10 protein-coding genes and 1 tRNA gene are annotated in these 13,284 nt (G+C 71.2%); 7 read left to right on the top strand and 4 right to left on the bottom strand.

Features of this window, described 5'->3' with window-relative positions; all coding sequences use genetic code 11:
- Positions 1 to 71: 71 nt before the first annotated feature.
- Entirely contained in the window at positions 72 to 3,560 is a 3,489-nt protein-coding gene (gene cydD, locus ACIBTS_RS28275) for a thiol reductant ABC exporter subunit CydD (protein WP_399323051.1), read from the top strand.
- A gap of 61 nt (positions 3,561 to 3,621) precedes the next feature.
- Here cydD and ACIBTS_RS28270 read toward each other — a convergent pair whose 3' ends face one another.
- The 4 genes from ACIBTS_RS28270 to ACIBTS_RS28255 form a co-directional block, all read right to left on the bottom strand.
- Positions 3,622 to 4,491, bottom strand: coding sequence for an HAD hydrolase family protein (locus tag ACIBTS_RS28270; RefSeq protein WP_399323049.1), 870 nt, complete (start codon positions 4,489 to 4,491; stop codon positions 3,622 to 3,624).
- 89 nt (positions 4,492 to 4,580) lie between these two features.
- On the bottom strand, positions 4,581 to 5,483 hold the full coding sequence (locus tag ACIBTS_RS28265; protein ID WP_079661219.1) for an LLM class flavin-dependent oxidoreductase: 903 nt from the start codon (positions 5,481 to 5,483) through the stop codon (positions 4,581 to 4,583).
- Between the two features lie 504 nt (positions 5,484 to 5,987).
- Positions 5,988 to 6,551, bottom strand: coding sequence for an RNA 2'-phosphotransferase (locus ACIBTS_RS28260; RefSeq protein WP_399323047.1), 564 nt, complete (start codon positions 6,549 to 6,551; stop codon positions 5,988 to 5,990).
- A 212-nt stretch (positions 6,552 to 6,763) separates the two neighbouring features.
- On the bottom strand, positions 6,764 to 8,566 hold the full coding sequence (locus ACIBTS_RS28255; RefSeq protein ID WP_399323080.1) for an SDR family oxidoreductase: 1,803 nt from the start codon (positions 8,564 to 8,566) through the stop codon (positions 6,764 to 6,766).
- 245 nt (positions 8,567 to 8,811) lie between these two features.
- Here ACIBTS_RS28255 and ACIBTS_RS28250 point away from each other — a divergent pair, with 245 nt between their 5' ends.
- The 6 genes from ACIBTS_RS28250 to ACIBTS_RS28225 all read left to right on the top strand — a co-directional run bounded on the left by ACIBTS_RS28250 (position 8,812) and on the right by ACIBTS_RS28225 (position 13,035).
- The gene (locus ACIBTS_RS28250; RefSeq protein WP_399323045.1) at positions 8,812 to 9,789 is read left to right on the top strand and encodes an ABC transporter ATP-binding protein; all 978 of its coding nucleotides are present in this window, start codon (positions 8,812 to 8,814) and stop codon (positions 9,787 to 9,789) included.
- Positions 9,779 to 10,687: an ABC transporter permease gene (locus ACIBTS_RS28245; RefSeq protein WP_319672838.1), complete on the top strand. Its 909-nt coding sequence runs from the start codon at positions 9,779 to 9,781 to the stop codon at positions 10,685 to 10,687. The genes ACIBTS_RS28250 and ACIBTS_RS28245 overlap by 11 nt, the downstream gene beginning before the upstream one ends.
- Positions 10,684 to 11,595, top strand: coding sequence for an ABC transporter ATP-binding protein (locus tag ACIBTS_RS28240; protein ID WP_079661224.1), 912 nt, complete (start codon positions 10,684 to 10,686; stop codon positions 11,593 to 11,595). Before ACIBTS_RS28245 ends, ACIBTS_RS28240 begins: the two co-directional genes overlap by 4 nt.
- A gap of 10 nt (positions 11,596 to 11,605) precedes the next feature.
- Positions 11,606 to 12,325, top strand: coding sequence for an ABC transporter permease (locus ACIBTS_RS28235; protein WP_334578631.1), 720 nt, complete (start codon positions 11,606 to 11,608; stop codon positions 12,323 to 12,325).
- 96 nt (positions 12,326 to 12,421) lie between these two features.
- Positions 12,422 to 12,664, top strand: coding sequence for a hypothetical protein (locus ACIBTS_RS28230; protein WP_399323042.1), 243 nt, complete (start codon positions 12,422 to 12,424; stop codon positions 12,662 to 12,664).
- Between the two features lie 284 nt (positions 12,665 to 12,948).
- Positions 12,949 to 13,035 (top strand) — tRNA-Ser (locus ACIBTS_RS28225).
- Positions 13,036 to 13,284: the final 249 nt, after the last annotated feature.

The following is a 13,284-nucleotide window of genomic DNA, read 5'->3' as shown; positions in this document are numbered from 1 at the left end:
CATGAAACATGCCCCATGAGGAGAGAGCGTGTTTCACGTGAAACATGCTCTTTGAGGAGAGGGTGTTTCACGTGAAACCGATCGACCCGCGTCTGCTCCGGTACGCCCGCGCCACTCGCCTCTTCCTGGGGTCGGTCGTCGGTCTGGGCGCCGTCGGGGCAGCGCTGGTCATCGCTCAGGCGATGCTCATCGCCGAGGTGGTCGTCGGTGCCTTCCAGCACGGCATGGCGGTTGCCGAACTGCGCACTCCCCTGCTGCTGTTGGTAGCCGTCGCGGTCGGCCGTGGCCTGGTCTCCTGGTTCACCGGGCTCGCCGCGCACCGTGCGAGCGCCGCCGTGAAGTCGGAGCTGCGCGGACGGCTGCTGGAGCGGGCCACCGTGCTGGGGCCCGGCTGGCTCAGCGGGCAGCGCACCGGTTCGCTGGTCGCCCTCGCCACGAGGGGTGTGGACGCGCTCGACGACTACTTCTCGCGCTACCTGCCGCAATTGGGGCTGGCGGTGGTCGTGCCGGTCGCGGTGCTCGCACGGATCGTGACCGAGGACTGGGTCTCCGCCGCGATCATCATCGGCACCCTGCCGCTGATCCCGGTCTTCATGGTGTTGATCGGCTGGGCCACGCAGTCGCGGATGGACCGTCAGTGGCGGCTGCTGTCCCGGCTCTCCGGACACTTCCTGGACGTTGTCGCCGGGCTGCCCACGCTGAAGGTGTTCGGGCGGGCCAAGGCGCAGGCGGAGTCGATCCGGCGAATCACCGGCGAGTACCGGCAGGCGACCATGCGGACGCTGCGGATCGCGTTCATCTCGTCGTTCGCGCTGGAGTTGCTCTCGACGCTCTCGGTGGCCCTGGTCGCCGTGACGATCGGCATGCGGCTCGTGCACGGCGAGATGGACCTGTACATCGGCCTGGTGATCCTCGTGCTCGCCCCCGAGGCGTATCTCCCGTTGCGGCAGGTGGGGGCGCAGTACCACGCGGCTGCGGAGGGGCTGGCGGCCGCCGAGGAGATCTTCGAGGTGCTGGAGACGCCGGTGCCGGCGTCCGGCGCGGTCGCGGTGGCCGAGGGCGGGGTGGCCTTCGAGGGGGTGACCGTCCGCTACCCAGGCCGTTCCGGCGACGCCGTCTCGGACGTGTCGTTCACCGTCGAACGCGGTGAGACGGTCGCGCTCGTCGGTCCGAGCGGTGCGGGCAAGTCGACGTTGCTGAACGTGCTGCTGGGGTTCGTGCGACCGGGCGAGGGCCGGGTGCTGGCCGGGGGAGTCGACCTCGCGGACGCCGACCTGGAGCAGTGGCGGTCGCGGATCGCGTGGGTGCCGCAGCGACCGCACCTCTACGCCGGGACGATCGCCGAGAACGTACGGCTGGCGCGCCCCGACGCCGACGACGCGGCCGTGCGCAGGGCGCTGGCGGATGCCGGGGCACTGGAGTTCGTCGACGCCCTGCCCGCCGGGGTGGGCACGGTGCTCGGCGAGGACGGGACCGGTCTGTCGGCCGGGCAGCGTCAGCGGCTCGCGCTGGCCCGGGCGTTCCTCGCGGACCGGCCCGTGCTGCTGCTGGACGAGCCGACGGCCGCGCTCGACGGGGAGACCGAGGCGGAGGTAGTGGCGGCCGTGCGGCGGCTGGCGGCCGGGCGGACGGTCCTGCTGGTCGTGCACCGGCCGGCGCTGCTGGCGGTGGCGGACCGCGTGGTGCGCCTGGCCGAGACCGAGACGCACAGGCCTGTGGAGGCCGCGGTCGGCGATGCTCCGGCCCCGCGGGAAGCGGTGGCGGCCGTGTCCGTCGAGGGGGAGCCGGCGACGGGGATCGCCACGAGCGGTGGCGGTGCCCTCGCGCGCGTTCGTGCGACGGCCGGTGCCCGGCGTGGCCGGCTCGCGCTCGCGCTGCTGCTGGGCAGTCTCGCCCTCGGCAGTGCCGTGGGGCTCATGGCCACCTCCGGCTGGCTCATCTCGCGGGCCTCGCAACAGCCTCCGGTGCTCTACCTGATGGTGGCCGTGACGGCGACTCGCGCGTTCGGCATCGGGCGGGCGGTGTTCCGGTACGCGGAGCGGCTCGTGTCGCACGACGCCGTGCTGCGGATGCTGGCCGACACCCGGGTCGCCGTCTACCGGCGGCTGGAGCGGCTGGCGCCCGCCGGCCTGCGGACGACCCGTCGGGGCGATCTGCTGACGCGGTTGGTCGCCGATGTGGACGCGCTGCAGGACTACTGGCTGCGCTGGCTGCTGCCGGCCGGTGCCGCCGTCGCCGTCTCGGCCGGGTCCGTGGCCTTCACGGCGTGGCTGCTGCCCGAGGCCGGGGCCGTGCTCGCCGCGGGGCTGCTGACCGCAGGGGTGGGGGTGCCGCTGATCACCGGAGCCGTGGCGCGCCGCGCCGAGCGACGGCTCGCCCCGGCCCGAGGAGAACTGGCCACCCGAACGGCCGATCTGCTCACCGGCACCGCCGAACTGACCGTCGCGGGTGCGCTGCCCGCCCGTACCGCGGAGGTGCGTGCCGCCGACTCCGTGCTCACCCGGATCGCCTCGCGCGCGGCGACCGCCACCGCGTTGGGCGACGGACTGACCGCGCTCGTCTCCGGGCTGACCGTCGTGGCCGCCGCACTCGTGGGCGCTCAGGCGGTCGCCGACGGGCGGCTGGGCGGGGTGACCATGGCGGTGGTCGTCCTGACCCCGCTGGCCGCCTTCGAGGCCGTCCTGGGGCTGCCGCTGGCCGCGCAGTACCGCCAGCGGGTGCGCAGGAGCGCGGAGCGGGTGTACGAGGTGCTGGACTCCCCCGAGCCGGTGCGCGAGCCGGAGCGGCCCCGCCAGGCGCCCGCGTCGCCGTTCCCGCTCGTCCTCAAGGGGCTGGCCGCCCGGCACGCCGGACAGGGCCGGGACGCGCTCGCGGGAGTCGACCTCACCCTGACGCGGGGACGCCGGATCGCCGTCGTGGGACCCTCCGGGTCCGGCAAGACCACGCTCGCGCAGGTGCTGCTGCGGTTCCTGGACGCCGACGCGGGCTCGTACACGCTGGCCGGCGTGGACGCCCACGCCCTGGACGGTGACGACGTACGGCGGCTCGTCGGGCTGTGCGCGCAGGACGCGCACCTTTTCGACAGCTCGGTCCGGGAGAACCTGCTGCTCGCCAAGAAGGGGGCGAGCGAGGAGGAGTTGCGGGACGCGCTGGCCCGAGCCCGGCTGCTGGAGTGGGTCGACGGACTGCCCGACGGACTCGACACGCTCGTCGGCGAGCACGGGGCCCGTCTCTCCGGCGGGCAGCGGCAGCGACTCGCGCTGGCGCGGGCGCTGCTGGCCGACTTCCCGGTTCTCGTGCTCGACGAGCCCGCCGAGCATCTGGACCTGCCGACCGCCGACGCGCTCACCGAGGACCTGCTGGCCGCCACCGAGGGCCGTACGACTCTGCTCATCACCCACCGGCTGGCCGGTCTCGACGCGGTCGACGAGGTGGTCGTGCTGGACGAGGGCCGGGTGGTGCAGCGCGGCGCGTACGCGGAACTGACCGCCGTGGAGGGGCCGATGCGGAGGATGGCCGAGCGGGAGGAGGCCGCGGAGTTGCTGGCGGCGGCGGGGTGACCGGCGAGCCCAGCGGAACAGGACCGGCGGCCGGAGGAACGTCTCGGCGAACGCCCCGGGATCACACCCGCTCGGAGAGCAGTTGTTCGATGATGACGGCGACGCCGTCCTCGTTGTTGGCGACGGTCTGTCCGGAGGCCGCCTGGAGCACGTCCGGATGGGCGTTGCCCATCGCGTAGGAACGGCCGGCCCAGGTGAGCATCTCGACGTCGTTCGGCATGTCCCCGAACGCGACGACCTCCTCGTGGGAGATGCCGCGTTCCGCGCAGCACAGGGCGAGTGTGCTGGCCTTGGAGACGCCGGGGCCGCTGATCTCCAGCAGGGCGCTGGGGCTTGAGCGGGTGACGTCGGCGCGGTCGCCGATGGCCAGGCGGGCGAGAGTGAGGAAGGCGTCGGGGTCGATCGTGGGATGGAACGCGAGGATCTTCAGGACCGGCTCGCCGGCCCCCGGTGCGTCCGGCGCCAGCAGTTGCTCGGCCGGCGCGAGGGTGTCCGGGATCTCCATGTGCATCTTCGGATACTCCGGCTCCTGGTAGAAGCCGTACGTCTGCTCGATGGCGTACATGGTCCCGGGCGCCGCGTCACGCAGCAGCCGTACGGCGTCCAGCGCGTTCTCCCGCGCCAGCTCGCGCACCTTCACGAACCGGTGGGCGCCGGGTCCGCCGTGCAGGTCGACCACGGCGGCGCCGTTGCCGCAGATCGCCAGGCCGTGCCCGTGGACGTGGTCGCTGACGACGTCCATCCAGCGGGCCGGCCGGCCGGTGACGAAGAAGACCTCGATACCCGCCTCCTCGGCGGCGGCGAGGGCTGCGACCGTGCGCGGGGACACCGACTTGTCGTCGCGCAGCAGAGTGCCGTCGAGATCGGTGGCGATCAGCCGAGGCGGGAGGGCGGCGGCCGGGGTCTCGGGCTGTCGAGTCGCTGAGGTCACCGGGCCATTCTCGCGTATGCACCCGCACGACCGTGCGAGAGCCCGCGCACATGAGGCACGGGCAGGGCACGGATGACCTGATGCCGAGGTCAGCGCAGTTGCGCCGCCGCCCCCATGGCGATCTGCTCGAAGACCTTCTCGTCCGCGGCGAAGTCGGAGTCCGGGATGGGCCAGTGGACCACGATCTCCGTGAAGCCGAGCTCCTGGTGCCGGCCCGCGAAATCGACGAAGGCGTCCAGGGACTCCAGAGGCCGGCCGCGGTCCGGGGTGAACCCGGTGAGCAGGATCTTGTCCAGCTCCTTCACGTCCCGTCCGCGCTCGGCACAGGCGTCGGCGAGCTTCTCGGCCTGCCCGCGAATGGCCTGAACCGACTGCTCGGGGGTGCCGCTCTCGTACAGCTTGGGGTCGCCCGTGGTCACCCACGCCTGCCCGTACTGGGCGGCGAGCCGCAGCCCGCGCGGTCCGGTCGCGGCGACCGCGAACGGCAGCCGGGGACGCTGGACGCAGCCGGGGATGTTGCGCGCCTCGTGCGCCGAGTAGTGGTCGCCCTCGTAGGACACGGAGTCCTCGGTGAGCAGCCGGTCCAGCAGCGGTACGAACTCGCCGAGCCGGTCGGCGCGCTCGCGTGGGGTCCAGGGTTCCTGGCCGAGGGCGGTGGCGTCGAAGCCGGTGCCGCCCGCGCCGATCCCCAGGGTCACCCGGCCGCCGGAGATGTCGTCCAGGGAGATCAGCTCCTTGGCGAGGGTGACCGGGTGCCGGAAGTTCGGCGAGGTCACCAGCGTGCCCAGACGCAGGCGCTCGGTGGCGGCCGCGGCGGCGGTCAGCGTCGGGATCGCGCCGAACCACGGGCCGTCGCGGAAGCTGCGCCAGGACAGGTGGTCGTAGGTGTACGCCGTGTGGAAGCCGAGCTGCTCGGCCCGCGTCCAGGCGGAACGGCCGCCCTCGTTCCAGCGGAGGTACGGGAGGATCACGGTGCTCAGGCGCAGACTCATGTCATCGAGCGTATGCGGCCGACCGTGTTTCACGTGAAACAGTCGCCGTACGCGGCCGGCCAGCCACGGACTGAGGCCGACCGGGATGAACTCCTTGCGCACTCGGTCACCCGGCAGCGGAACCATCAGGAAGTGGCTCGGCGGGAAGCGGCGCGCCTTGACCCAGGCGTGGCCCTCGTAGAGGGAGCGAAGGAAGGCAGGCACGTCGTCGCGGTCCACGTCGGGGCACTCCACCCCGTCGACGGTGATCAGAGCGTCGTCGTCCGGGTACAGCCGCACGCTCACACTCGGCCGGCCGCCGAGCTCGACGTGGGCCTCGTGCGGCAGCGAGCCGTCGGGGTCGGTGGTGACGCCGACGCCCGCGGCGGTGCGCCGGGAGGTCTGATCGGCGCCGATGTCGTGGGTGACCTCGATCTCGAGGGTGTAGGCGTCGGCGATGGCACGGAGGGCGGTGACGGCGGCCTCGGTGGTGGGGAGGTGCTCCATTTCACTGATCATGCAGGGTCAGTGGGACTCGGGGAACCGCAGATACTGCGGCGGCACCGCCTTCGTCAGCCATACCCCGTTGGCGCTGACGTGGAAGACATGGCCGTCGCGATGCATGGCACCGGCGTCCACGGAGAGGACCACGGGGCGGCCCCGGCGGGAGCCGACGCGTGTCGCGGTCTCGCGGTCGGCCGACAGGTGCACGTCGTGCCGGTTCATGGGCCGTAGCCCCTCGGCCCGGATCGCGTCCAGCCAGCGGGCCACGGTCCCGTGGTAGAGGTATGCCGGCGGGGTGGCCGGGGGCAGTCCGAGTTCGACCTCGACGCTGTGGCCCTGGCTGGCACGGATCCGGGTGCCTTCGATCGCGAAGCGCTTCTTGTCGTTGGCGGCGACGACATGGTCCAGCTCGTCCCGGGTGAAGCGGAAGCCGTGTGCGGCGCACGCCGCGATCAGCTCGTCGATCTCCACCCAGCCGGCCTCGTCGAGGGTGAGGCCGATGCGCTCTGGCTGGTGCCGCAGATGCTTCGAGAGGTACTTCGACACCTTCACGGTGCGTCTTTCGTCTCTGTCCTTTTCGTTCATCCGCTCAGCATGAAGGGAGAGACGTGGATCACGCATGCAATTTTGGGCCGGAGGTTTGATCCACAACCAACTGTGGTTATCCACAGGCTATTTGGCGATTCTGTGGAGAACTGGCGTCCCTGTCAGGAGGGTTCACCAAGGTCACTCAAGAGTCGGTGACTTGAGACGAAGCGGTTCAAGTCACAGGCCTTCACCACCAGTTCAGCGGCGGTTCACAGTGGCGGATTCACCCGCGCCAACGCTCTCAACGCCCTGGGCATGAGCCGTGACAGGGCATATGAGACCTTCGCCTCCGAAGTGACGGGAACGACCGCCTCGTTGAGTACGACCGCTCGCAGGATCGCCTCCGCCACCTTTTCCGGCGGGTAGTTGCGCAACCCGTACGCCCGCGCGGCACGCTTCTGACGGCGACGTTCCTCCGCCGCGTCCACCCCCACGAAGGTCGCCGTCGACGTGATGTTGGTGTTCACCAGGCCTGGGCAGATCGCGGTAACTCCGATGTCCTGCCCTGCGAGTTCGGCACGCAGACACTCGCTCAGCATCAGGACCGCCGCCTTGGAGGTGCTGTACGCGGGCAACGCCTTGGAGGGCAGATAGGCGGCCGCCGAGGCGGTGTTGACGATGTGGCCGCCCTGCCCGCGCTCCGCCATCTGCCGACCGAAGAGACGGCAACCGTGGATCACGCCCCACAGGTTGACGTCCAAAACCCTGCGCCAGTCCTCGCAAGCCGTGTCGAAGAAGGAGCCCGACAGACCGATGCCTGCGTTGTTCACCAGCACGTCCACCACGCCGTGGTCCGTGTGGACCTTCGCTGCGAGCTTCTCCATCGCCTGCTCGTCGGAGACGTCCACCGTCTCCGCCCAGGCCTCGGACGCTCCCTTGCCAAGGGACAGTTCGGCGGTGCGGGCCGCGCTATCCGCATCCCGGTCGACGGCGATCAGGCGTGCGCCCGCCTCGGCGAACGCGAGCGCCGTGGCCCGCCCGATGCCACTGCCCGCTCCGGTGACCAGCACCAACTGCCCGCCGAAGCGCTCGGCGTACCGTCCGGTGGCGGTCTTGCGCACCGGCTCGCCGCCGTGTTCCAAGCCCTTTCCGGCCGCCGCGCCCTCCTGTTCGTGCTCCGACTCCACCGAGGTGACGAAGTCGACGATCCAGGAGGTGACCTGGTCGGGACGGGTGCGCGGGATCCAGTGCCCGGCCGGCAGCGTGCGCCGGGTCAACCGCGGGGCCCACGCCTCCAGTTCGTCGTACAGCCGCTCCGACAGAAACCTGTCCCCCAGGGGGGTGATGAGCTGCACGGGCGCGTGCGCGTGCGCGTCGGGACGCGGACGGCTCAGCCGGCTGCGGATGTTGTCCCGGTACAGCCAGGCGCCGTGTGCCGCGTCCGAGGGCAGTGAAGCCGTCGGGTAGTCGCTGCCCGGCACCTTCTCGATCCGCCGCAGGATGCCCGGCCAGCGCTTGCCGAGCGGGCCGCGCCAGGCGAGTTCGGGCAGGGCGGGCGTGTGCAGCAGGTACACGTACCAGGATTTGGCTCCCTGGCCGAGGAGTTGGCCGACCCGGCGCGGAGTCGGCCTGTTCAGGCGCTTGTTGAGCCAGTGGCCGAAATGGTCGAGGGACGGCCCGGACATCGACGTGAACGACGCGATCCTGCCCTTGGTGCGCGGCACGGTCACGAACTCCCAGGACTGCACCGAGCCCCAGTCGTGCCCCACCAGGTGCACCGGCCGGTCCGGGCTGACCGCGTCCACGACCGCCAGGAAGTCGTCCGTCAGCTTCTCCAGCGTGAACCCGCCCCGCAGCGGCTTCGGCGCGTCGGAACGGCCATGGCCCCGCACGTCGTACAGCACCACATGGAAGCGGCCGGCCAGCCGGGACGCGACCTGCGACCACACCTCCTTGCTGTCCGGATAGCCGTGCACCAGGACGACCGTGGGCCGACCGGGGTCGCCCAGCTCGGCCACGCACAACTCGATCCCACCGGTTCGCACCCGGCGCTCCCGCGCACCCTCCAGCATCGTCACTTCCCCCTTGTTTCACCGGTTCGCGTCGACTGCGGTACGTGTCCGTAACGTGACCCCGCCCGAATCTGGCACTTGTTAGAGGAAGCGTCAATAGGGAGGGCGCACGCCGGGGCGAAGCCCGCCCGTAACTCTCAGGCAGGGGATCCCCTACGGGCCCGTACATCTGAGGTCTGACGCGAAAACGACTCTTGGGTCTGACGATTTCCGTGGCGTGCGTCACTAAGTTCGACGCTGTGACTGTGATCGCGACCGAAAGCCTGAGCAAGCGGTTCCCCCGGGTGACCGCGCTTGACCGGCTCTCCGTGGACGTCGGGCCCGGTGTGACCGGGCTCGTCGGAGCCAACGGGGCCGGCAAGTCCACACTGATCAAGATCCTTCTGGGTCTGTCGCCCGCAACGGAGGGCCGAGCCGAGGTGCTCGGCCTCGACGTCGCGACCAAGGGCGCCGCCATCCGCGAGCGGGTCGGCTACATGCCGGAGCACGACTGCCTGCCGCCCGACGTCTCGGCCACCGAGTTCGTCGTGCACATGGCCCGCATGTCCGGCCTGCCGCCCACGGCCGCGCGCGAGCGCACCGCGGACACCCTGCGCCACGTAGGGCTGTACGAGGAGCGCTACCGCCCGATCGGCGGCTACTCGACCGGCATGAAGCAGCGCGTGAAGCTCGCCCAGGCCCTCGTCCACGACCCGCAGCTGGTCTTCCTGGACGAGCCCACCAACGGTCTCGACCCGGTCGGACGGGACGAGATGCTGGGCCTCATCCGCCGCATCCACACCGACTTCGGCATCTCGGTCCTGGTCACCTCCCACCTGCTGGGCGAACTGGAGCGCACCTGCGACCACGTCGTGGTCGTCGACGGCGGCAAGCTCCTGCGCTCCAGCTCCACCACCGACTTCACCCAGACCACGACCACCCTCGCGATCGAGGTCACCGACAACGACGACCACCCGGACGGCACCCGCGCGGTCCGCGAGGCGCTCCACGCGCGCGGGGTGGACGTCCTGGACAGCCAGAGCGGCCTGCCGGGCGCCGGCCACGTCCTGCTGCTGACCGCACAGGGCGAGGACACCTACGACGTCGTCCGGGACGTGGTCGCCGACCTCGGCCTCGGCCTGGTGCGCATGGAACAGCGCAGGCACCACATCTCCGAGGTCTTCACGGACGGCGACGCCACCAACGACCAGCAGCGGAAGGAGGCCGTCGGCCATGGCAGTTGAGCACCCGGTCACCGCCCCCTCGGGCGACCAGACCCGCATCCACAACATCGGCTACCGCAGCTACGACGGCCCCCGCCTGGGCCGCGCCTACGCCCGCCGCTCCCTCTACTCGCAGTCCCTGCGCGGCGCCTACGGCCTCGGCCGCTCGGTGAAGTCCAAGGTGCTGCCGATGCTGCTGTTCGTGGTGATGTGCGTGCCCGCGGCCATCATGGTCGCCGTGGCGGTCGCCACGAAGGCCAAGGAACTCCCCCTGGACTACACGCGGTACGCGATCGTCCTCCAGGCCGTCATCAGCCTCTACGTCGCCTCGCAGGCGCCGCAGTCCGTCTCGCGCGACCTGCGCTTCAAGACGGTGCCGCTGTACTTCTCGCGGCCCATCGAGACCGCGGACTACGTGCGCGCGAAGTTCGCGGCGCTGGCCTCGGCGCTCTTCGCCCTCACCGCGGCCCCGCTGCTGGTGCTGTACGTGGGCGCGCTGCTGGCGAAGCTCGACTTCGCCGACCAGACCAAGGGATTCGCTCAGGGACTCGTCTCCGTGGCACTGCTCTCACTGCTCTTCGCCGGCCTCGGCCTGGTCATCGCCTCGGTGACCCCGCGACGCGGCTTCGGCATCGCCGCCGTCATCGCCGTCCTGACCATCTCCTACGGCGCCGTCTCCACGCTCCAGGCCATCGCCGACGCGCAGAACAGCACCGGCTCCATCGCCTGGATCGGTCTGTTCTCGCCCGTCACGCTCATCGACGGCGTGCAGTCGGCCTTCCTGGGCGCCACCTCCGCCTTCCCGGGCGGAATCGGCCCCTCCGACGCCGAGGGCGCGGTCTACGTCCTCGTCGTCCTCGGCCTGATCGCCGCGAGCTACGGCCTCCTCATCCGCCGCTACCGGAAGGTGGGCCTGTGACCACGCTCAGCATCGACCACGTCTCCCGCTGGTTCGGCAACGTGGTCGCCGTCAACGACGTCACCATGACGATCGGCCCCGGCGTCACCGGCCTGCTCGGCCCCAACGGCGCCGGAAAATCCACCCTCATCAACATGATGGGCGGCTTCCTGGCCCCCTCCACCGGCACGGTCACCCTCGACGGACAGCCGGTCTGGCGCAACGAGGAGATCTACCGGCACATCGGCATCGTCCCCGAGCGCGAGGCGATGTACGACTTCCTCACCGGCCGCGAATTCGTCGTCGCCAACGCCGAGTTGCACGGCCTCGGCGCCAAGGCCGCCCAGAAGGCGCTGGCCACCGTCGAGATGGAGTACGCGCAGGACCGTAAGATCTCCACCTACTCCAAGGGCATGCGCCAGCGCGTGAAGATGGCGAGCGCCCTCGTCCACGACCCCTCGCTGCTCCTGCTGGACGAGCCCTTCAACGGCATGGACCCGCGCCAGCGTATGCAGCTCATGGACCTGCTGCGGCGCATGGGCGACGAGGGGCGCACGGTGCTGTTCTCGTCGCACATCCTCGAAGAGGTCGAGCAGCTCGCCTGGCACATCGAGGTCGTCGTCGCGGGCCGGCACGCGGCCAGCGGCGACTTCCGCAAGATCCGCCGCCTGATGACCGACCGCCCGCACCGCTACCTGGTGCGCTCCAGCGACGACCGGGCGCTCGCGGCCGCGCTCATCGCCGACCCGTCCACGGCCGGCATCGAAGTGGACCTCGCCGAGGGCGCGTTGCGCATCCAGGCCGTCGACTTCGCACGTTTCACGACCCTGCTGCCGAGGGTCGCCCGCGACCACGGCATCAGGCTGCTCACGGTCTCGCCGTCCGACGAGTCCCTCGAGTCCGTCTTCTCGTATCTCGTCGCGGCGTAGGAGGCCCCAGATGTACGACCCCACAGTCGCCCGGCTCACCTACCGGGCCCTGCTCGGCCGTCGCCGGGCCCTCATCCTGGGCGCCCTGCCCCTGCTGCTGATCGCGATCTCCGTGGTCGTGCGCGGCCTCGCCGGAGCCGACGACCAGACGGCGTCCGACCTGCTCGGCGGGCTCGCGCTCGCCACGATGGTGCCGATCATCGGCGTCATCGCCGGCACGGGCGCGATCGGCCCGGAGATCGACGACGGCTCCGTGGTGTACCTGCTGTCCAAGCCGCTGAAGCGGCCGACGATCATCTTCACCAAGCTGATCGTGGCGATCGCCGTGACGATGGTGTTCTCCGCGCTGCCCACGCTCATCGCCGGCTTCATCCTCAACGGAAACGGCCAGCAGATCGCCGTCGCCTACACGGTGGCCGCGCTGGTCTCCTCCATCGCCTACGCGGCCGTCTTCCTGCTGCTGGGCACGGTGTCCCGGCACGCGGTGGTCTTCGGCCTCGTCTACGCCCTCGTCTGGGAGGCCCTGTTCGGCTCCCTGGTGGCGGGCGCGCGCACGCTCAGCGTCCAGCAGTGGTCCCTGGCCGTCGCCCACAAGGTCGCCGGCGGGGACCTCGTCACCTCCGACGTCGGACTGACGACGGCGACGGTGCTGCTGGTCGTGGTGACGGTGCTGGCCACCTGGTACGCGGGACAGAAGCTGCGGTCTCTCACGCTGGCGGGCGAGGAGTGACCGGCCGTGCCGGGGCCCGGACCGGCCGGCCTTGACGGTGGCTTCACCTGCGTCCCGGCACACTGGGCGGAATCGGACCTGGCTTGGAGGACGGGGATGGCGGACGACAACGCGGTGAGCGGCGGTCGCGGGCGGGCCGAGGGCGAGGTCTGGGACGCTCTCGTCCTGGACGAGGGGTTCATACGGGCCGCCGAGACGTCCGAGCCGTCCGCCCGGGCCCGGATGCTGGCCGCGCGCTGGCGGGCGGAGGAGCCCGAGCCGCAGCCGTGGCGCTCCGACGAGCCGCCCGCGGGCTGGTTCTTCAGCAAGGCGCGGCGACGCAGGTGGCGCCGCCGGTAGTCGCCGCTCGGCCTGCTTTTCGCACGGCTGTCTTATTCGGTGGCGTCCAACTCGTCCCCAGGGCACAGTGGTTGTACCCCGCGGCGCCGGAAGGGTTCCGGCGCCACCGACCGGGAGAGGAGCGGGATGATGCCCATGCACGGCAGTACGTCCAGCTCCCTTCAGGGCAGCCGGGGGCGGGTTCCGGAGTAGTTACCCCTCCGTCGAACCCGTCCCGCACAGGGGAGCTGCCCGGGGCGGCCGCTTCGAGCACGCGATGTCGCTCTCGCGTGGGCCGCCCACCCGGAGGATTGGCCGAGTGGCAAGGCACCGGTTTGCTAAACCGTGGTCGGGGGTGAGACCCCGCGCACGTTCGATCCGTGCATCCTCCGCGAGACGTTGTCACTGGGACTTGGCCGGGGTTTTGGCCAGGGGTATGTGGAGATTGGCTCGGGTGGGTTCTGCGGGCCTGGAAGTCGTTCTGGTCCGGCAGTCGTTCGGGCCCGGATGTCGTTCTGGTCCGGCAGTCGTTCGGGCCCGGATGTCGTTCTGGTCCGGCAGTCGTTCGGGTGCGGGAGCGTCGGGGCTGGTCGCGCAGTTCCCCGCGCCCCTGATCGCCTGCGGCGATCGTTGCGCCCCGC

The sequence above is a fragment of the Streptomyces sp. NPDC050121 genome (assembly GCF_044460385.1).
GTDB classification, from domain to species: Bacteria; Actinomycetota; Actinomycetes; order Streptomycetales; family Streptomycetaceae; genus Streptomyces; species Streptomyces soliscabiei.
The sequence above is the reverse complement of the archived record's forward strand: the minus strand, read 5'-3'. Positions and strand labels throughout refer to the sequence as shown.

Excerpts from the sequence above, each read along its gene's own strand:
- ACIBTS_RS28265 (WP_079661219.1), bottom strand. The coding sequence starts at position 5,483 with ATGAGTCTGCGCCTGAGCACCGTGATCCTCCCGTACCTCCGCTGGAAC.
- ACIBTS_RS28260 (WP_399323047.1), bottom strand. The coding sequence starts at position 6,551 with ATGAACGAAAAGGACAGAGACGAAAGACGCACCGTGAAGGTGTCGAAG.
- ACIBTS_RS28255 (WP_399323080.1), bottom strand. The coding sequence starts at position 8,566 with ATGCTGGAGGGTGCGCGGGAGCGCCGGGTGCGAACCGGTGGGATCGAG.
- ACIBTS_RS28245 (WP_319672838.1), top strand. The coding sequence starts at position 9,779 with ATGGCAGTTGAGCACCCGGTCACCGCCCCCTCGGGCGACCAGACCCGC.
- ACIBTS_RS28235 (WP_334578631.1), top strand. The coding sequence starts at position 11,606 with ATGTACGACCCCACAGTCGCCCGGCTCACCTACCGGGCCCTGCTCGGC.
- ACIBTS_RS28230 (WP_399323042.1), top strand. The coding sequence starts at position 12,422 with ATGGCGGACGACAACGCGGTGAGCGGCGGTCGCGGGCGGGCCGAGGGC.